The sequence below is a fragment of the Dysgonomonas sp. 25 genome, assembly GCF_010501075.1.
Lineage (GTDB): Bacteria > Bacteroidota > Bacteroidia > Bacteroidales > Dysgonomonadaceae > Dysgonomonas.
Genome location: NZ_QVMN01000003.1, coordinates 107,278 through 126,488, shown reverse-complemented (window position 1 = coordinate 126,488; position 19,211 = coordinate 107,278). Strand labels below are relative to the sequence as shown.

Annotated in this window: 22 protein-coding genes; 15 read left to right on the top strand and 7 right to left on the bottom strand. The window is 45.5% G+C overall.

The features are described from left to right. Nucleotides 1-4: 4 nt before the first annotated feature. Nucleotides 5-1,630, top strand: a complete 1,626-nt coding sequence (locus D0T66_RS06220; protein WP_163356390.1) for a DUF6850 family outer membrane beta-barrel protein — start codon at nt 5-7, stop codon at nt 1,628-1,630. Here the strand turns inward: D0T66_RS06220 and D0T66_RS06215 are convergent. From D0T66_RS06215 to D0T66_RS06190, 6 genes are all read right to left on the bottom strand, one after another. Continuing rightward, nucleotides 1,627-2,190, bottom strand: a complete 564-nt coding sequence (locus D0T66_RS06215; RefSeq protein WP_255489749.1) for a PepSY-associated TM helix domain-containing protein — start codon at nt 2,188-2,190, stop codon at nt 1,627-1,629. The genes D0T66_RS06220 and D0T66_RS06215 overlap by 4 nt on opposite strands. Next, nucleotides 2,171-2,710 carry a hypothetical protein gene (locus tag D0T66_RS06210; protein WP_163356389.1) on the bottom strand — a complete coding sequence of 180 codons (540 nt, stop codon included), beginning with the start codon at nt 2,708-2,710 and terminating at the stop codon, nt 2,171-2,173. Before D0T66_RS06210 ends, D0T66_RS06215 begins: the two co-directional genes overlap by 20 nt. Before the next feature lie 8 nt (nt 2,711-2,718). Then, on the bottom strand, nt 2,719-3,948 hold the full coding sequence (locus D0T66_RS06205; RefSeq protein WP_163356388.1) for a DUF4857 domain-containing protein: 1,230 nt from the start codon (nt 3,946-3,948) through the stop codon (nt 2,719-2,721). 25 nt (nt 3,949-3,973) lie between these two features. Next, entirely contained in the window at nt 3,974-4,648 is a 675-nt protein-coding gene (locus tag D0T66_RS06200) for a hypothetical protein (protein ID WP_163356387.1), read from the bottom strand. An 11-nt stretch (nt 4,649-4,659) separates the two neighbouring features. Beyond that, nucleotides 4,660-5,535: an ABC transporter ATP-binding protein gene (locus D0T66_RS06195; RefSeq protein ID WP_163356386.1), complete on the bottom strand. Its 876-nt coding sequence runs from the start codon at nt 5,533-5,535 to the stop codon at nt 4,660-4,662. Nucleotides 5,536-5,649: 114 nt separating this feature from the next. Further along, the gene (locus D0T66_RS06190; RefSeq protein ID WP_163356385.1) at nt 5,650-7,881 is read right to left on the bottom strand and encodes a DKNYY domain-containing protein; all 2,232 of its coding nucleotides are present in this window, start codon (nt 7,879-7,881) and stop codon (nt 5,650-5,652) included. 195 nt (nt 7,882-8,076) lie between these two features. Here D0T66_RS06190 and D0T66_RS06185 point away from each other — a divergent pair, with 195 nt between their 5' ends. From D0T66_RS06185 to D0T66_RS06130, 12 genes are all read left to right on the top strand, one after another. Then, on the top strand, nt 8,077-8,487 hold the full coding sequence (locus tag D0T66_RS06185) for a VanZ family protein (RefSeq protein WP_163356384.1): 411 nt from the start codon (nt 8,077-8,079) through the stop codon (nt 8,485-8,487). After that, complete coding sequence (locus D0T66_RS06180; RefSeq protein WP_163356383.1) at nt 8,484-9,011, top strand: TlpA disulfide reductase family protein; 528 nt, start codon at nt 8,484-8,486, stop codon at nt 9,009-9,011. The genes D0T66_RS06185 and D0T66_RS06180 overlap by 4 nt, the downstream gene beginning before the upstream one ends. Then, nucleotides 9,012-9,359, top strand: coding sequence for a multidrug efflux SMR transporter (locus D0T66_RS06175; RefSeq protein WP_163356382.1), 348 nt, complete (start codon nt 9,012-9,014; stop codon nt 9,357-9,359). It abuts the gene before it with no gap. Next, on the top strand, nt 9,356-9,679 hold the full coding sequence (locus D0T66_RS06170; protein ID WP_304487039.1) for a multidrug efflux SMR transporter: 324 nt from the start codon (nt 9,356-9,358) through the stop codon (nt 9,677-9,679). The genes D0T66_RS06175 and D0T66_RS06170 overlap by 4 nt, the downstream gene beginning before the upstream one ends. Nucleotides 9,680-9,682: 3 nt before the next feature. Further along, a complete protein-coding gene (gene hisH, locus D0T66_RS06165) occupies nt 9,683-10,273 on the top strand; it encodes an imidazole glycerol phosphate synthase subunit HisH (RefSeq protein ID WP_163356381.1) in 591 nt (196 codons plus the stop codon). 5 nt (nt 10,274-10,278) lie between these two features. After that, nucleotides 10,279-10,713: a DUF4870 domain-containing protein gene (locus tag D0T66_RS06160; RefSeq protein WP_163356380.1), complete on the top strand. Its 435-nt coding sequence runs from the start codon at nt 10,279-10,281 to the stop codon at nt 10,711-10,713. Continuing rightward, complete coding sequence (gene hisA / locus D0T66_RS06155) at nt 10,710-11,435, top strand: 1-(5-phosphoribosyl)-5-[(5-phosphoribosylamino)methylideneamino]imidazole-4-carboxamide isomerase (RefSeq protein WP_163356379.1); 726 nt, start codon at nt 10,710-10,712, stop codon at nt 11,433-11,435. The genes D0T66_RS06160 and hisA overlap by 4 nt, the downstream gene beginning before the upstream one ends. Before the next feature lies 1 nt (nt 11,436). After that, nucleotides 11,437-11,898 (top strand): GNAT family N-acetyltransferase, encoded by a 462-nt coding sequence (locus D0T66_RS06150; RefSeq protein ID WP_163356378.1) that lies wholly within the window; start codon nt 11,437-11,439, stop codon nt 11,896-11,898. A 2-nt stretch (nt 11,899-11,900) separates the two neighbouring features. Beyond that, nucleotides 11,901-12,653, top strand: a complete 753-nt coding sequence (gene hisF, locus D0T66_RS06145) for an imidazole glycerol phosphate synthase subunit HisF (protein ID WP_163356377.1) — start codon at nt 11,901-11,903, stop codon at nt 12,651-12,653. 445 nt (nt 12,654-13,098) lie between these two features. After that, the gene (hisIE, locus tag D0T66_RS06140; RefSeq protein WP_163356376.1) at nt 13,099-13,695 is read left to right on the top strand and encodes a bifunctional phosphoribosyl-AMP cyclohydrolase/phosphoribosyl-ATP diphosphatase HisIE; all 597 of its coding nucleotides are present in this window, start codon (nt 13,099-13,101) and stop codon (nt 13,693-13,695) included. Between the two features lie 8 nt (nt 13,696-13,703). After that, nucleotides 13,704-14,417, top strand: a complete 714-nt coding sequence (locus D0T66_RS06135; RefSeq protein WP_163356375.1) for a cell division ATP-binding protein FtsE — start codon at nt 13,704-13,706, stop codon at nt 14,415-14,417. 3 nt (nt 14,418-14,420) lie between these two features. Continuing rightward, nucleotides 14,421-14,954: a GNAT family N-acetyltransferase gene (locus tag D0T66_RS06130; RefSeq protein ID WP_255489748.1), complete on the top strand. Its 534-nt coding sequence runs from the start codon at nt 14,421-14,423 to the stop codon at nt 14,952-14,954. Nucleotides 14,955-14,967: 13 nt separating this feature from the next. On the opposite strand, the gene D0T66_RS06125 is transcribed toward D0T66_RS06130, so the two are convergent. Then, nucleotides 14,968-16,815, bottom strand: coding sequence for a 4-hydroxy-3-methylbut-2-en-1-yl diphosphate synthase (locus tag D0T66_RS06125; protein WP_163356374.1), 1,848 nt, complete (start codon nt 16,813-16,815; stop codon nt 14,968-14,970). 424 nt (nt 16,816-17,239) lie between these two features. Here D0T66_RS06125 and D0T66_RS06120 point away from each other — a divergent pair, with 424 nt between their 5' ends. Together D0T66_RS06120 and D0T66_RS06115 are read left to right on the top strand one after the other, a co-directional pair. After that, nucleotides 17,240-17,941, top strand: a complete 702-nt coding sequence (locus D0T66_RS06120; protein ID WP_163356373.1) for an ABC transporter ATP-binding protein — start codon at nt 17,240-17,242, stop codon at nt 17,939-17,941. Between the two features lie 2 nt (nt 17,942-17,943). Continuing rightward, the gene (locus D0T66_RS06115; protein WP_221412181.1) at nt 17,944-19,194 is read left to right on the top strand and encodes an ABC transporter permease; all 1,251 of its coding nucleotides are present in this window, start codon (nt 17,944-17,946) and stop codon (nt 19,192-19,194) included. The last annotated feature ends 17 nt before the right edge of the window (nt 19,195-19,211 follow it).

The window sequence follows — 19,211 nt, the reverse complement described above, 5'->3', positions numbered from 1 at the left end:
CAGAATGTCAGACTCACTGAAAATATTACTACTGATGCTGCTTGGCGGAGTGTTATGCTCCGCCAACATGGCAGCACAAAACGACAGCATCCGCTGGCAGGATTTTTCTTTTATCAAGCAATCGGATATTCGCCTCACGGGCTACAATGCTGCCGGAATGAAGCATTTACCTATCGATTACATCTCATCCGCAGCGATAAATGCAACCAAGCAAAACGGGGATTTTATCAACTACCACCAATCCGAAGATAACTACACCTTAGGCGCACAGGTAGAATCTTTTTACAGGCTCAACCCGCAAATCGTTTTCTACGGAAAGGTGAGCTATAATTACTTCGAAGGAAAAAATATGGGCGGTTCGGCCTTTATCAATCCATACGACAATCCGTTCGACATCGTAGAGTTTGCCGATACAACACGCGGAAACAAAGAACTCGAAAATTACCACCTGACAGGCGCTATCAGCGCAGACGTCTACAAAGGGCTGACCTTAGGTGCTAAGGTAGATTACCGAGCAGCAAACTACGCAAAAACAAAAGACTTACGCCACAAAAACAAACTGATGGATTTGCAGGCCACGGCAGGCGCCAGCTATCCGCTAAGCAAATCGGTCGAGATAGGCGCTAACTATTACTACCGTCGGACAACCGAAGAATTGACTTTCAAAGCATATGGAACGACCGACAGAATCTATACCCCGCTTATTTCGTACGGGGCTTTCTTCGGCGTATTAGAAACCTATCAGGAGAATGCCGGCCAAGGTTATACACAGGCAGGAAGGAGCAATCCTATGTTCAATGAATTTCACGGAGGATCGTTACAGGCGAATGTACATCTAAATAATGGAATCAGTTTTCTGAACGAAGCCACCTATAAATCCCGCGACGGCTATTACGGCAGAAAATCCAGCAGCACGATTGTATATAGCGAGCATAGCGCCAGAATATGGGAATACAGGGGGATGCTATCATTCGCACAAAAGAGGAACAAACATGTATTGGAAGTCAATATCGACAACGAACAGTTAGATAATTACGAGAATATCTACGAAAAGCAAACAGTGCCCGGAGAAGGCTCTACCTCGATTATCGTATATCACGGTAATCTGAAAGTCGGTGACAAAGAAACTTTCAACGCGCGGGCGCAATATACCGGGTATCTGGGTATCGAAGACTACAACCCTGCATGGGTAGTGTCGGCAGGCGCACAATTCTGGCAACGCAGGCAAACGGCCTCTTTGTATCCTTACTACCGCAAACAAACAATCCGCTATACCCGATTCAACTTACAGGCAGAGCGGAATATCGTCAACGGATTGAATATGTACAGTTTCCTGCTGGGAGCATCGTATCAGACAGGAAGCGGAACACCAAAGAACGACGGTTTGTATGCTACTCCATCGGAAACAACGCCCAAGAGCAGCGATCTGAACCTTTACAGGGAATATGAATACCTCACCAACAATCAGATAAGGAGTGATATCGGTTTCCGGTATTCGCGGTTGCTAAAGCATATCGGAGTGAAAGGGTATGCTTCGCTGCGTTACAGCCTGAGCAAAGCTTCGGATGTTCAATACCTGAACGGCGACAAGCTGAACGAACTGACATTCTCCGTCGGCTGCACCTTCTAAGCCAGTATCACATACACGACAGGGATGATAATGCCCACGATGAGATACCATTTCCCGCGACGGGCAACGCCGTGTTTGCCTTTTACGATGAAAATACCCGATACGGCAAAAAAGATAAGCGACACGGCAAATATATCCGCCATCACGCTCCATCCCTTTACTTTGTTATAATGGAGTTTGTTTATCCAGAAAATAAACTCGTTCTTGGAATGGGTTTCGTAATCCACAATACCCGTAGCCGAGTTATAAACACCGATACCGCCATTGAGCATCAGGCGTGAATGCACATCGTCGATAGCCATAATCCGCTTCAACTCGGGCAGTTTCTTGTCAGCCCATATCACTTTCAATTCTTCGTTGGTCAGGCTCTTATCCAATTGGATAGATTCCTCCGTGGTGGTGAAAGCAGGATCCTTGCCATTCATGTGGTTGAGCAAGAATCCCGATATACCGTAAACGAGGCATACACCGACCATCAGAAACCCCAAATCGCGGTGTATGATACGCAGCCAACGGCTTATTTTTTTCGGCTTCTTATTATTATCCTTCGATGACGTCATAGCTTTCTCCGTCGATGTAGTAAGTTGAATAATAATCTTTGTTATTGGCTTTCATCCAATCGCGCATGCCGTTTATATTGCTCAGTTCGGCCTCACAAGTCTCTGCCGAGCCATCTTCCTGAGCTTTCTTTTCCTTTACTTGCTCCTCGTACTGGTCGATGTATTCCTTTGTCATCCGGCGCTCTTTCAACACCCCTGTGATAGCCAGTTCCGAACCGATAAGCTCGCGGTTGAAGCCGCCGATTTCGCCTTTAGCCTCCACACGGACAGACGTTTTCTGGTCGTCGCCGACAATAAAGCAACGTTTGCCCGAATGTTTACACGTATGCGTCACGAAACCGCGTACTGTAACCGTTTTGTCGACCATCTGATCGGCTATTACCAACAAACTGTCGAGTTTATATACCGGAGCTCCGGCTACTGCCGAAGCATCTTCGGCCTGATCAGTCTGTTCTGTCTTATTGCTGTTGCACGATGCAGCCAAAAGAAGAACGGCCGCGAATAATAATAACTTTTTCATCTTGAATATCATTTTCTATATTTAGGTAATACTAATAGCGCTACAAATCCGGCAAAGCCTGTCAGTAATATATACAACGCGTTAAAAAATCGCTTATTTTTAGTCGAAGGTACTAAAAAATAACCAATTACAGCCAAAAACAAATATATTCCGAATCCCCATATTCCCGTGAAATGGAAGTATGGGCGGATGTAATCGGTATGGGCGTCTTCGAATGTCAGGTAATAAGGAAATAACCATCCCGAGATTTTATCCCAGTTGTTTTCGGTTCTTTCCATTGTATAGGCATCCACCTGTTTGAGCGTTTCCGTCTCCAATGCATAAAAATTCCGTCCTTGCGGCGTTGTCACCGTAACCGTCCAATAGAGCAGGTTACCTCTGATATTCAGCTGGTCTTGCTTTATATCTATTGCCGGAACGTCCAGCTTCACCGGAATATATTTTCCCTCGTTCGCTTCGAGGATATAAAGCTCTCCACTACGGCTGAACAGGAAGCCATAAAACCTTTTGTCGCTGACTTCGAGTATCGAGAAATGGGCAATATCGATGCCGTCGCTCGCATGCGTATTCCGCACATAAGGACGGCCGTTCACCATTTTCAGATGATACAATTGCCCGTTGGCATCGAGGATAAAATAGCCTTCGTCGTAAGGCTTCATCGTCGTAGGGTTGCCAATTGCCCATTGAGCCGGAAAGGCAAAGCCTTCTTTCTCCAAAGCCCGCTGGAATGTTTCGCTTTTCTTCGTATCGACGGTATTCGTTTCGGTATGGATAAATTCGATTTTGTCTTGCAGGCGAAAAACATCTTCGGGCATCTCCAGCCCTACCCGCTTCGGCATCGACTCGAACAGGATATACAGCCCTACGTTGGGTGTCTGCACATGATTAGGCCTGTACGAGAACATAACGCTTTTCGACCTCAACAGCGGAGGCGTCAGTTCATAGCCTCCGAGGCTATCGGGCAGGCGTCCGTCAGACATCAACTGGCGATAGTTCAGTAACGGCATCAGCGAATCGAACTGGGCTGTCGTATACTTATTCCCCTGCCGGTCGGTCAGGGGCGTCTGTTTATCTTTGTAATCGATAAAAACCAGCTCCTTCAAGATAGAACTCTGATAAACAAACGGATAAACATCAGGCGAATATGTCGCTTTGCGGACAAGCGAAGGAATTATCCACAGCCCGACGAACGTAACAAACAGCAGGATAAGGTAATATATTTTCGATTTCTGTTTCATCTTTTCTTTTTCTTATTTATCTGGCTTAACGTTGCGCCCCATCTTTGAAACGGGCTGCCGAATAGAACGGAAAACTGAATCCGGCGACCAAAACAAGGAGCAAACAAGGGACAAAGTATATATACCCGCCCGATTTGGCACTCATATAATACATTGACAATCCGGCTATTGCAATCAATGCGTTGAGTACGCGCTGACGCCATACCGGCTCTAAACAAACCCACGCTGCAAAAAAATAGGACAACAGCCCGCCGATAAGCCACGGCAGCATCTGCCAGGTGGTGGCAGCAAGTATTTCCGATGGATAATAGCAGGATAGCCCAATATACAGAACGGCATAAAACACGACCAATACCGCCAGCAATATAAGCATGCCATACAATAACATAGACGACAATATCTTCGTCTCGGGCAAGGGCAGGTGTAAAGTCAGTTTCAGGCGCTTATCGGTCATCTCGGGGATGAACTGTACCAGTCCCAGCAACAGCCCTGCCATGAGTGGAAACCATCTGACAAACTCGGGCAAAAGCGGAAAATCCTTCGTGATGATATTCACCCATACCTGCACTGCACCGCCCACGCGAAACAGCTGCCCGGTATGGATAAACGTATAAATAAGCAGCGAAGCCAACACAACCCCCAGCAGGAAAATTATGCGCCTCGTCTTAATCCATTCTTTATAAAATAATGCGTTCAACATCTTCTTTCTTATTAATATTTTCCCGTTAAACCGATAAAAGCATCTTCGAGGGATATTTGTTCTTCGACCAGACCCGAGACACTGTAAGGTGCGAGCAATTGCTGCACTTCCTCACGCGGGAGGAACGAGTATGTTTCCCACGAATTGCCAATCCGCTCGGTATTCCACAACTCGCCGGTCGTTTCTATCGAATCGGCAGGAGAGGTAAACCGGTAGCGCTTGAAATTATTCAGAATCTCGGCAGTCGGCCTATGCAGCAGGATGCGTCCATAGTCGAGTATGATGCAATCGTCGATTAGCATTTCCATATCCTGTATGATATGCGACGTGAGGAAAATCGTCTTGCCCTCGGCAGTGGCATATTCTTTCAGATATTCCACAAACAGGCGGCGATAGCCGGGATCTAACCCCATGGAAAAGTCGTCGAGGATCAGCAAATCGGGATCTTGCGCAAACAAAAGCCCTAATGCAATCTGCGAACGTTGCCCACACGACATGGTACTGATTTTCTGGGTAGGTGTTACCTGCAGCTTTTTCAGCAATTCGTAATATGCCTCCCTCTTCCAGTTGGGGAAGAAACGGCTGTAGAATCGTTCTATCTGTTCGATATTGAAATAGGCATGCTGAATATGCCCTTCGAGGAGCAGCCCGACACGCGCTTTAGTTTCGGGCGAGAGATTTTCCATGTCTTCGCCGAAAATACGACAGACACCCGAACGGGGTTTGAGATAACCGTTCAGTATGTTGATAATGGTGGTTTTTCCCGTTCCGTTTTTGCCTAAAAGTCCTAAGATTTTACCCTTCTTTACGTCGAAATTCAGGTTCTTATAGATTAGCTTCTTCCCATAATAATGGGTTATATTGTCGCACTGAATAATTGTATCCATCAAGGCTTGGTTTGCTTTTTTTTCAAAGCTCAAAGATACACCTTCCACACAACACCAAAAATACCTATATATAGGTATTTAAGCCGCCCCAAATACCACAATCAGGGTATTCCGCTAATCCTCTACCCGATTGCTTCGCTTCCAGTCCCAAGTGTGCTCTTTCCAGTTGTACGTACCGTTTTTGTCGCGGAGAACACCCTCTTCTATTACTTTCAGCGTTTTTCTGTCCAGCCCGACATCCTTGAGGCGGTATTTGTAAGCGGCTCCGGCATGGTAGATTTCGTACAGGAAATCTTTGTCGACATAGAATATATCGCCCAGATAAGTAATAGGATTATTCAGGGAGGTGCGCTTTCTCGTGGCATCGTAAATGCCTGATTTATCATAAGCCGAGCTGTCTCCTACCTTGCGTATCAGGAAGAATGTGAGAGGGTCGGCACCGGGGATAACCTCTCCCTCAAAATAGACATGATTCTTGTCTTTCGCGTATTTGCTGTTTATCACCTGAAAAGACGAGCGGTCAGCACCCTCTATCCGCTTTATGGCTTCTATATGCGGTTTTTCGTGCCAAAAACGCTCTTGGGCACCATCGAAAAGCCTCAACAAACCGATATAGAGATGGTCTTTATCCTGGAAGTAATTATCCTCGAAACGCGTGATTGTCTCGCTATCGACAGCAGTCGTATTCACCTTATTGTCGAAAAGATGATATCTTGGAAGCCAGTAAAGGCTGTCCTTATCCTTGTACCAATCGTCGAAGAAGTGCGTCAGCGTAGCGCCATCGACTTTTGCAACCTGTTTGTTATAAGAATATACATTGTTTTTATCATACGAAACAGGATTCTCTATCAGGCGGAAGGTCGACGGATCACAGTCGGGCAGCACGCGCCCTTCGCGGTAAACATGGTCTTTATCCTTCGAATATGTATCGTCTATGATGCAGAACGAAGAGGCATCCGCGCCTTCTATCCACCTATATTTATAGAAAAATTTATCATCGCTGACTGCATAAAACGAATCTATCGGCAGCATAATTTTCGGGTCGGCATAAGGTAAAGAGTAGCTCTGATAATAGCACCGTTTCTTGTCCTTCGCCCAATCATCTTGTATAACCTCGAACGTGGCATAGTCGACATGGCTGATATAAGAAAACTGAACGCTACGCTGCCCGGTATGCAAATAGTAAATATCTTTCGAATCTTTGGCATATCTCTCCGAGATTCTCGTGAACCCCTCATTATCACAGCGTTTCTTTTCCATAGTGTTATACTCCTTACTGAAAGCATAGATGTACTCGTCGTCGGTATACAAGTAATCCCCTATTTGCCTGAAAGAAGCCGTATCGACCTCGCAACGCAGCGAATACCCCCACGAGTCGTAGAGTTCGTTACCTACAAAATAGAATTTTGAAGGATAATTCTTCTCCACCAAAGCCCGTCCGTCGTCTACCACATCGCCCCAATAGTAAGTTAACTTATCGTCTTTGCCATACCCGTATTTACCTTCTATAGTCCCGAAAGTTTCGGTATCGGCATAATTTAAAGTCTCGTTGTGATAAAAAACCTTATCATTGTTAATCAGGTAGCCATAGTCCAATACCTTTATCTCTTTTTGCGCATCGCTCTCGTACAGTTCTTTTCCATCGTAATAAATCTTATTCTTATCTTTAAAGAATCGGTAATACTCTTCTATTATAGCAAATGTTGCGGCATCGGCGCCTTCTATTACATCAGCATGGTAATAGACCTTATTATCAGCAATTATATAACTATTCCCCAATAGGGTAGCGTCCTTATAATCAACACCCTGCAACACCTTACCCTCATCCGTAAAGATCACTTCCCCGTTGGTATAGTAATAATACGACAATTCGCGTATGCCATCCTTACCCTTAGGGGATACTCCGGGGATTCGCTTTCCACGACAGAAAAAGGATTTTTTATCTATCGCGAAGTCACGGTTGAATAGCGTTTTTATAATCTTGAACGACTTAGGTTCGGCACCTAAGACAATCTTACCTTCGAAGTAAACCCAGTTCTTATCTTTGGCATACTTATCGCCTAAATACCGGAAAGTACGGATATCGGCACGGTCGACAAACTCCCTTTTCATACAATGTCCCATGCAATTTTCTTCGTAATATACCTTATTGTTGCGGATGGGATAGGATATTCCCATGTCGCTGCTCCGGCATGAGACCCAATTTCCGTCTATATCCTCTATTATAAGAGGATTTTCTTCGACTTCCATAACTTCCTCAACGACAACAGAATCCTGTTCGGTTTGTGCGGTTAAACTTGCAGCTATGCAAAAAAATGAAAGGATTAATAAAACAGCTGATTTCATAGTATTTTTTCTATTATAGAGTTTGGTCAAGGAATAATTCCATAACGGAAGGTAAAGATAAAGCAAATATTTGTACAATATTGCTGAAATGTGCCGAATAGTATCCGAATAAATGCGGAATATAGCCAAGTATCTTAGACAAATGTTAGGGCTATAAGCAAAAAGTATGTAAATTTGTCATTCGAATGATTCTGTATGGCTAAATTTCTGAAATATACAACCTTGCCGCTCATAGTGGCTATCGTCATCTTCTATCTGTGTTGCCTGATAACGGGTGACGATGTGCCCGAGATAGACGACTTTTTCATCCCCTTCGACAAGTTCGCGCATTTTATGATGTATCTGGGGTTGGCAGGCTCGGCATGTTTCAGCTATATATTCTTTGCGAAAGGGCGCGTTATCATCCTGCGGATGCTGTTTTTCTGCATCCTGCTCCCCATCCTGTACGGCGGATTAATCGAGCTCGTACAGCACTACTATTTCGCCGGGAGAAGCGGCGACTGGTACGACTTTCTGGCTGATGCGCTGGGCGCATTCACGGCTATACCTTTTGCCCTGTTTTTCAGAAAGCTAATTTTAAGGAAACAATTAAAAGAACAGATATGAAAAAGCTATTCGCCCTATTGTTATTCACTCTCTTTTGTACGCTAAGCAGCAATGCACAGGAAGGCGTGGATTCGATGTACATCGTCCGTGTGGGCGACATTGCCCCCGACTTCAGAATGGAATTGCCCGACGGGAAAACCGTCCGCTTATCCGAGCTGCGCGGCAAGGTGGTTATGCTGCAATTCACTGCCAGTTGGTGCGGTGTGTGCCGCAAAGAAATGCCTTACATAGAGAAAGATATATGGCAGAAGCATAAAAACAATGCCAACTTTGCCCTTTATGGGATTGACCGCGACGAACCGGTGGCCACGGTACTGAAATTTGCCGAGACAACGGGTGTGACGTATCCTATCGGCCTCGACCCGAAAGGGGGAATCTTTGAATTGTATGCCAAACCCAATGCGGGTATCACGCGCAATATCATTATCGACAAGGAAGGTAAAATCAGGATGCTCACACGACTTTTCAAAGAGGAAGAGTTCGGCAGCATGGTGAAACTAATCGATAAATTATTGGAGGAATAAATGAACTGGTTCTTTCTTATTCTGGCAGGACTATCCGAAATCGTCTGGGCATACGGCCTCAAGATGACACATGGATTTACGGACATAAAATGGAGCATCATTACCATCTGTTTTATGTTTGTCAGTTTTCTGTTATTTGCCAAATCCATGCGGACAATACCGATAGGGACGGCGTATGCCGTATTCACGGGAATCGGGGCGGCCGGAACGGCAATTGTGGGAATAGTCGGTTTAGGAGAAGAGCTCGGGGTGATGAAGGTCATTTCTTTATCTATCCTTATCGGCGGCATTATCGGGCTGAAAATGATTGATAAAAAAACCGCCAAAACGGAGGATGCTGCCAAATGATGACAGATTGGTTATTGCTATTCGCAGGAGGCTTGTGCGAAGTAGGTTTCGTCACGATGATGAAGTTGTCGGACGGTTTCCGCAAGCTCAAATTCTCGCTCCTGACAATCATCTTTATGGCTGTCAGTTTCTATACCCTGTCACTCGCCCTGAAAGCCATCCCCATAGGCGTCGGGTATGCCGTCTGGTCGGGTATTGGCGCTGTGGGTAGCGTACTGGTGGGAATTATCTTTTTCAAAGAGGCCAAAGACATAAAAAAAATCCTCTTTATTGCTATGATTATTATAGGAATTGTAGGTTTAAAGCTATCAACACATTAGAAAATGAGTATCGTCATTATAAAATACAACGCCGGAAATATATTCTCTGTCGAACATGCATTTAAACGGTTCGGTGTGGAGACTATTATCACTGATAATAAAGACCTTATCCGCAAGGCCGATAAAGTAATCTTCCCCGGAGTTGGCGAAGCCAGTTCGACTATGCGCTTTCTACGGCAAGAGGGCTTGGACACGCTTATCCCGCAGCTTACGCAGCCTGTTCTGGGCATCTGTCTGGGCATGCAGTTGATGTGTGCGCACTCCGAAGAAGGCAATGCCGACTGTTTAAATATATTCGACGTAGACGTGAAGCGTTTCGTACCGCACACACATGCCGATAAAATCCCGCACATGGGATGGAATACCATTACCGATGTCAATAGCAAGCTATTCGATGCATCGCTGAATAATGGGTACGTATACTTCGTGCATAGCTATTATGTGCCTGTATGCGAGCATACTGCGGCAACGACCGATTACATACACCCATTCAGTGCAGCATTGCACAAAGATAATTTCTATGCTGCCCAGTTCCACCCCGAAAAGAGTGGCAAGGCAGGCGAACAGATATTAACCAACTTTTTAAGCATCTGACAATTATGGGACAATACGAAGATTTACAGCAACTCGAGCAATTACGTGCAGAAGGTAAAATTTCGGATGAAGAGTATCAGGCCGCCCGCGATACTATCCACAATGCCTATCCCAAAATTTGGGGTATGGAGCAGAATAACTTCCTCATGCTGATGCACTTTTCGCAACTCACGGGATTTGTATTGCCGCTTATCATGTGGCTTCTCAACAAGGAAAATCCTGTTGTGAACAAGCACGGCGAGAATATAGCCAATTTTATGATTAGCATGTATATCTATATGACGGTAGCAGCCTTTTCGATGATTGTGCTTATCGGATTCCTTTTGCTGCCGGCTTTGCTAATTATACAACTCATCTATATCATCCGCATCGCTATGGATGCGAATAAAGATATTTATACCGAATATCCGTTTTGCATAAAAATATTCCCTGCCAAATGATAGAAATTATACCCGCCATCGATATTATCGACGGAAAGTGCGTCCGTCTCTCGCAAGGTGACTACAACGAGAAAAAAGTGTATAACGAAGACCCGTTGGAAGTCGCCAAAATGTTCGAAGATGCAGGAATCAAACGCTTGCATCTGGTCGATTTAGACGGAGCGAAGGCTAAACGCATCGTCAATGTAGGGGTATTGGAAAAAATTGCTGCCCGCACAAGCCTCATTATCGACTTCGGAGGGGGCGTGCAAAGCGACGAGGACATTCAAGCAGCATTCGATGCAGGAGCTTCGATGGTTACAGGGGGGAGTATTGCCGTCCGCAACAAAGAATTATTCCTCGGGTGGCTCGAAAGATACGGCAACGACAAAATAATACTGGGAGCCGACTGCAAAGATCATAAAATAGCCGTCTCGGGATGGCAGGAGGAAACATCGCTGGATATTATCCCTTTCATCGAAGGGTATAAGGAGCAGGGAATACAGAAAATCATCTGCACCGACATCAGCAAGGATGGTATGCTGCAAGGTCCTTCCATCCAGTTGTATAAAGAGATTCTATCCGCATTCTCCGGTATATACCTGATAGCCAGCGGTGGCGTGGGCTGCATGCAGGATATTCACGATTTAGAAGCCGCCGGAGTGCCTGCCGTTATTTTGGGTAAGGCAATATATGAGAATAGAGTGACGATGAGAGAGTTAACAACCTTTGTGGTTAAGTAATATGGAAAATTTAGAAATAAAACTATTAGATAAAACAGCAACACCCCCTTATGATTTGCTTACCTTGGCAGATCCATCGGAGGAAGCCGTTGCATACTACCTCGACAGAGGCTATTGCTACGTCGGCTATCTCGGGCAAACGGCGATAGGCGAATATGTACTTTTGCCGACACGCCCTTTCACGATCGAACTGGTCAATCTGGCTGTCGATGAGGCCTATCAAAACAAGGGATATGGCAAAAAACTTATAGCGCATGCAATCGGCATAGCCAAAGAAAAAGGTTTTCACGTATTGGAAGTGGGGACAGGTAACGCCGGAATCGGGCAATTGGCTTTGTATCAGAAGTGCGGATTTACGATTACCTCCGTCGATATTGATTTTTTCCGTAAACATTACTCCGAACCGATATACGAAAACGGCATCGAATGCCGTCACATGGTTCGTTTAACAATGGATTTGTAATTATGTTAGCAAAAAGAATAATACCCTGCCTCGACGTGAAGGACGGAATGACCGTGAAAGGAACGAACTTCGTCAACCTCCGCGAAGCAGGCGATCCCGTGGAATTGGGTATCCGTTACAGCGAGCAAGGGGCGGATGAGCTTGTCTTTCTGGATATAACAGCCTCGCACGAAGGGCGGAAAACGTTTACCGAACTGGTAAAGCGTATTGCGGCCAATATCAATATACCTTTCACCATCGGTGGCGGGATAAACGAATTGTCGGACGTCGACAGGCTCTTGAATGCAGGAGCTGACAAAATCTCGGTCAATTCGACAGCCATCCGCAATCCCCGAATAATAGAAGAGATTGCAAAAAACTTCGGTTCGCAGGTGTGTGTTTGCGCAATAGATGCTAACTTTGAAAATGGCGTATGGTCGTGCTATACCAGCGGCGGACGCAACAAGACGGATAAGGAGTTATTCGCATGGGCGAAGGAAGCCGAAAACCTCGGTGCGGGAGAAATCCTCTTCACCAGCATGAACCACGACGGCGTAAAGCAGGGCTTTGCGAATGATGCGCTTCGGCAGTTATCCGAGACGCTCAATATCCCGGTCATCGCGTCGGGTGGAGCGGGAACAATGGAGCATTTCCGTGATGTATTCACCGAAGGGAAAGCCGATGCTGCTTTGGCGGCAAGCGTATTCCATTTTGGCGAAATCGCCATACCGGACTTGAAGGCTTATCTGAAAGTTGAAGGGATAAACGTAAGATAAATGTGAACGAGTAGTAGAATTATAAGGGTAAGTTTATCAATGTTTAGTTACGAGTTACTTCGTGCTTCGCACAGTTACAAGTTACAAGAGAAAGTAACTCGGCAAAAAACATCGAAAAGAAGTATACTTGTGTTACTTTTTATTGTCACTTCGAACGGAGGTGAGAAGTCTCTTCAAAAGTGCAAAAGAGATACCTCAGTAAACTTCGGTATGACAAAAAAACATCCCCATGGAGAGGTTGAGAAAAGCCAAAAAGTAATTCGATAAAAATACTGCTTTTTTACATCGGAAAACCAAGCTAATTTACTCATAATGAAAGAAAAACAAGAGTAACAACCGGGACAAAAAATGGTACAAAAAAGCGACACTTTAGAGGCTTTTTAGAGGTATAGAATCAACTATTGATTCGTTTTGATTAAGATAAGAATAGTATATATTTATGCATATGAAACTTGATTTTGATAAAGTTGGCGGGCTGATTCCCGCGATTATACAGGATAGCCGGACAAGCAAAGTATTGATGTTGGGCTATATGAACGAAGAAGCCCTTGCCAAGACAAAGGAAACAGGTAAGGTCACCTTTTTCAGCCGTACCAAAAACCGCTTGTGGACAAAGGGCGAAGAAAGTGGCAACTTTCTGCATGTGGTCAGCATCCAAGACGATTGCGACCACGATACGCTGCTTATCAAGGCCGATCCGGTAGGGCCTGTATGCCACACTGGTGCCGATACCTGCTTCGGGGAAGAGAACAAAGAGGATATCCTGTTCTTCAAGTATCTGCAACACTTTATCGAGAAACGCCATAGCGAAATGCCCGAAGGTTCGTATACCACGTCGCTTTTCCAGTCCGGCATCAACCGGATGGCGCAAAAAGTGGGCGAAGAAGCCATAGAATCGGTTATCGAGGCTTGCAACGGAACGGACGAACGCCTCGTTTACGAATCGGCGGATATGCTCTATCACCTCATCGTATTGCTGACATCCAAAGGGTTGAGCATCGAAGACCTTGCCCGCGAATTGCAAAAAAGACATAAAATATAATTTGCCTTATGGAAGACAAAGAAAAAGATACCATCATCCACTACAAAGATGTAGACCTCAGCCGCGACGGGAACACCATCCTTTCGGGTGTAAATATTTCCATTTATGAGGGGGATTTTGTTTACCTTATCGGCAAAGTAGGTTCGGGCAAAAGTACTTTCCTGAAAAGTGTATATCAGGAAGTGCCTATCGAAACAGGTCATGCCACCGCGCTCGACTACGATTTGGAGACAATCAAGAAGAAGGAAATCCCTTTCCTGCGCCGCAAAGTAGGAATTGTTTTTCAGGATTTTCAGCTATTAATCGACCGTTCGGCAGAGAAAAACCTCGAATTTGTGCTCCGCGCTACGGGCTGGAACAACAAAGACCTTATCAAGCACCGCATCAATGAGGTGTTGACCGAAGTCGGCATGCAAAGCAAGGGCTACAAGATGCCTCACGAGATGTCGGGCGGTGAACAGCAACGTATTGTGATTGCCCGCGCCTTGCTCAATTCGCCCGAGATAATCCTCGCCGACGAGCCGACAGGAAACCTCGACCCCGAAACGGGAAACCAGATTGTGCAATTACTGCATAAAATATCGCAGGAAGGGACAGCCGTTATTATGTCGACGCACAATTATGCGATGGTGCAGAAATATCCGGGACGCATCATCAAATGCGAAGACGGGCAATTGAAGGAGATGAAAATCGCCGCGCATCAAGAAGAACAAAAAGCATAGAAAATGTTGATATTACGTAATTTAGATATAAACAACCCGAACGAGCTATCTTTTGTCGAAAAGCTATATACCGAATCCTTTCCGCATAGCGAGAGAAGACCGCTTGACAGAATGCTGGAATTGTATGCCGATTCCGACAAATTCGTTATTCAGGTTATAGTGAAAGACGATATACAAATCGGCTTCCTTACTTTCTGGCATTTGTCGGATTTTACCTTTGCCGAACATTTTGCCATCGCTCCCGAAGCCCGCAACGAAGGCGTAGGCGGCGAAGTGATGAAATCATTTATGGCAGAACAGACGATGCCTATCGTATTGGAAGTGGAATTGCCTACCACGCTGATAGCCGACAGGCGGATAGGATTTTACCAGCGGCTCGGGTATAAACTGTGGGAAAGTGTATCTTACTATCAACCGCCTTATCACGCGGGCTATAACCCTATTGCCATGTACCTGATGAGTTTCGGGGAGATAGATGTAGCCGAACGCTTTATGTCTATCAAAGAAGAATTATATACCGAAGTCTACGAGTGCTGACCTCGTCTCTGTTTTACTCCGGATCTACCCAGTCGCCGTTGTCTTTTATCAGCTGAACGAGCTTATCTACAGCCTCTTCCGAAGGGATATTCTTTTCTACAACGTCTTTCTTCTTATACAGTGAAACCTTTCCGGCAGCAGCGCCCACATAGCCGTAGTCGGCATCCGCCATCTCGCCGGGACCGTTTACGATACAGCCCATGATACCGATTTTCAGGTGTTTAAGGTGCGAAGTTGCATCTTTGATGCGGGCAACGGTCGTCTGCAAATCGAAAAGGGTACGTCCGCAACTCGGACAGGAGATATACTCCGTCTTGCTCGTCCGCACACGCGCCGCCTGCAAGATACCGAACATATACTTATCCAGCTCTTTTTGAGCTATCTGACCTTTATTAGCGAGCATAACACCATTGCCAAAGCCATCGAGCAGTATTGCCCCGAAGTCAGCTCCCGCCTTTATCTGGATGTCTTCCGCGTCACTCTCCTGATAGCAGCGACTGATGACAACAGGCGTTTCGCAGCCATTATTCATCAGGGCATGGATAAAGGCACGCTGCTCCCCTACCCCGTTCGGGTGGCTGGTAGCCAGCAGGATAACGATGGAATGGTTGCCTTTCAACAGGGATAAGACTTCCTCATTCAAATCCGTATAGGAAAGGCGCAGGAAGTTGATAGAGGCTGTACTTGCCGCTATCTGCTGATAGTTAGACACATCGAAGAGCGGATAGGTATTCGCTTCGCCCGCCCAGACGGCAGCATCCATTATCAGCGGAATAGCGCGGGGAGTCCGCTCCGTCAGATTAGAACCGATATAGATATAGTCGGGCATAAAATGGACATCGAAGCTGAAATCATCGTCTGTCCTTTCAGAGATTACAACAGGCAAGCTATCGCCACCTATATTCCCCACGGTATATGTCTTACGCCTGTCGGTCGAGAAAGGCGAAAATGTGTTATTCAACTGCCCTGCTATCTGCGGATGATGCGCGCGAGAGGTGATGTAATCGACCAACTTGCGGGCAACAGGAATTTCCAGTTCGGGATCTTCGCTGAGCGAAACCCGTATCGTATCGCCTATCCCGTCAGCCAGCAAAGAACCAATCCCCACTGCCGACTTGATGCGTCCATCCTCGCCGTCGCCGGCTTCGGTAACGCCCAGATGGAGAGGAAAATGAAGGTTCTCTTTCTCCATACGGTCTATCAGCAATCGCACAGTCTTGGTCATCACCACCGTATTAGACGCTTTGATGGAAATCACAATATCGGTAAAATCCTCATCCAGACAGATATGCAGAAACTCCATGCAAGATTCTACCATCCCTTCGGGCGTATCGCCATAGCGGCTCATAATGCGGTCGGAGAGCGAACCGTGATTCACCCCTATACGGATGGCTGTTTTATGCTCCTTGCAGATATCAAGCAATGGAATCAGTTTCTCGCGTATTTTATCTATCTCTTGGGCATACTCTTCGTCGGTGTATTCGAATGTGGCAAAGGTCTTCACCCTGTCGGCAAAGTTACCCGGATTGATGCGCACCTTCTCCACAATGGCTGCTGCTGCAAGCGCCGCACGAGGGTTGAAGTGTATGTCGGCAACAAGCGGCGTCTGATAGCCTTTGCTGCGAATGAGATCTTTTATATTCTGTAGATTTTCGGCTTCCCGTACCCCTTGAGCGGTCAGGCGGACATATTCGCCACCGGCTTCTATGATGCGTACCGATTGTGCAGCACTGCCTTCGGTATCGTTGGTGTCGGTATTGGTCATCGACTGGATGCGGATAGGATTCTCTCCGCCAAGAGGAGTATTCCCGATATGGGTTACGGAAGTTTTCCGCCTTTTATAGTTGAAAAAATCTGTCATCGTTGCAATGTTATCAGTGGCTGGCACAAAGATACAGCTTATTTCCTATCTCTAAATAAAAAGGCAGCATCTTTAAGATAAAATAAAGATGCCGCCGGTTGTGCTAACAAGGTAAAGAACAAGTATCCTTATGTCTATTCGAGAAAAGTAACCTTTCCGGTTTTCGTATTATAATTATAGTTGTTCGCTGATTTCGAATACAAATATATAATTTCCGTTCATTATATTGCGTATTTCTTACACAATATTAAGCAACAACTATCTTGATTAAGAAAAGGGATTATAAAAAAACGAGATAATGTTAATTTATACTAAAATAAGGATAAAGATGTAATCTTTTAGAATAATATCAGTCATATAGATGTGAGAAGGAAAAAATAATAACTTTGTGTCTTCTGAATAAGAATTCCTAAATAACAACAACGTGATAAAAATCAGAGATTTAAACAAGACCTATTATAGCGGATCTCCATTACATGTATTGAAAGGTATCAATCTGGACATTGCAAAAGGTGAATTTGTTTCCATTATGGGAGCTTCGGGTTCGGGTAAATCGACTTTGCTTAATATCTTAGGCATATTGGATAACTACGATACCGGCGAATATTTTCTGAATGACGTATTAATAAAAAATCAGCGGGAAGCGAAGGCTGCCGAATTGCGCAACAGGATGATCGGGTTTATCTTCCAGTCATTCAACCTGATTGCGTTCAAGAATGCCCTCGAGAACGTAGCCCTCCCGTTATACTACCAAGGGATTCCCCGAAAAAAGCGGAATGCCATAGCATTGGAATATCTGGATAAAATGGGGCTGGCAAGCCATGCGAATCACATGCCGAATGAATTATCCGGCGGACAAAAACAACGTGTAGCCATCGCCCGCGCCCTTATCGCGCAACCGCAAATCATCCTTGCCGACGAGCCTACGGGAGCATTGGACAGCCGCACCTCTTACGAAGTGATGACACTGATGCGCGAGATAAATGAAAAAGACGGAATCACAATGATTATCGTCACACATGCCCAGGAAGTCGCCGATGCCACCGACCGCGTTATCCACATCAAAGACGGGCTGATAGGCTCTATCGAAATCAACGAAAATCCAGTCATAAATTTCGACTTATAATTATGTTTGATTCACTAAGAGAAATCTATGCAACTGTCAGTAAAAACGTCTTACGGACAGTATTGACGATGCTGGCTGTTGCATGGGGTATACTCATGCTCATCCTGCTGATGGGTGTAGGAAACGGATTCAGCAATTCGGCCAAAAAGAACTTTTCCGACCGCTCGGCAAACAAAGTATATATGTGGCCGCGCTGGACATCTATGCCGCACAACGGGTTGGCTTCGAACAGAAAGATTACTTTCCGCGAGACGGATGCACATTTCCTGATGAGCAGCTTTCCCGAAATACAACTGTTGACTCCTATCATATACCGCAGCGAGACCATGTCTTATGGCAACGAATATGGTTCGTGGCAGATGCAGGGAGTTTGGGCGGATGCGAAAGACATCAACGCCGTCAAGATAAAGAAAGGACGTTTTGTCAATGATATAGATATAGCCAACCGCCGCAAAGTTATCGTTATCAATCCGGACATGGAGAAAATCCTTTTCAAAGGAGGAGATCCTATCGGCAAAGATATCATAGCCGGAAATGTAGTATACACCGTCATCGGGGTATCGGACAATGCCAACCAGTTCAATAATGAACAACCGACTTATATTCCGTATTCTACGGCACAGACGCTCTACGGAAGCGGGATAAATGTCGACGAGTTTGTTTTCACGGTCGAAGGCTTAAATACGGAAGAAGCGAATGATGAATTTGTCGATCGCCTCCGCTCCAAAATGGGTGGACTAAAAAGTTTCAACCCCACCGACCGTAGTGCAATCGGTGTCTGGAATACGGCTGCACAATCGATGCAGGCCAATAATATATTTACGATTATCAGTATTTTCATCAAGATAATCGGAGCAGCCTCACTGATTACGGGTATCGTGGGTGTAGGCAATATCATGCTCATAACGGTAAAGGAACGGACACAGGAAATCGGCATCCGCAAAGCTATCGGGGCAAGGCCACGTTCTATCCTGAGCATGATAATCACAGAAGCGGTTATCATCACTTCCATAGCCGGATATATAGGACTGTCGCTGGGTATATTTATTCTGGAAATAGTCAATTATGCAATGACTGCGATGGGAGGAGAAGGAGGGCCACCTTCCAACTCACCGATACAGGATATGAGTGTCGATCTGTGGACGGTATTGGGCGCAACGGTCATACTTATTGTTTCCGGAATTGTAGCCGGCATGATACCGGCAGTAAAAGCAGCCCGCGTAAGTCCGATAGAATCGATGAGGGCAGAGTAAAATAAAACAGTAACAGA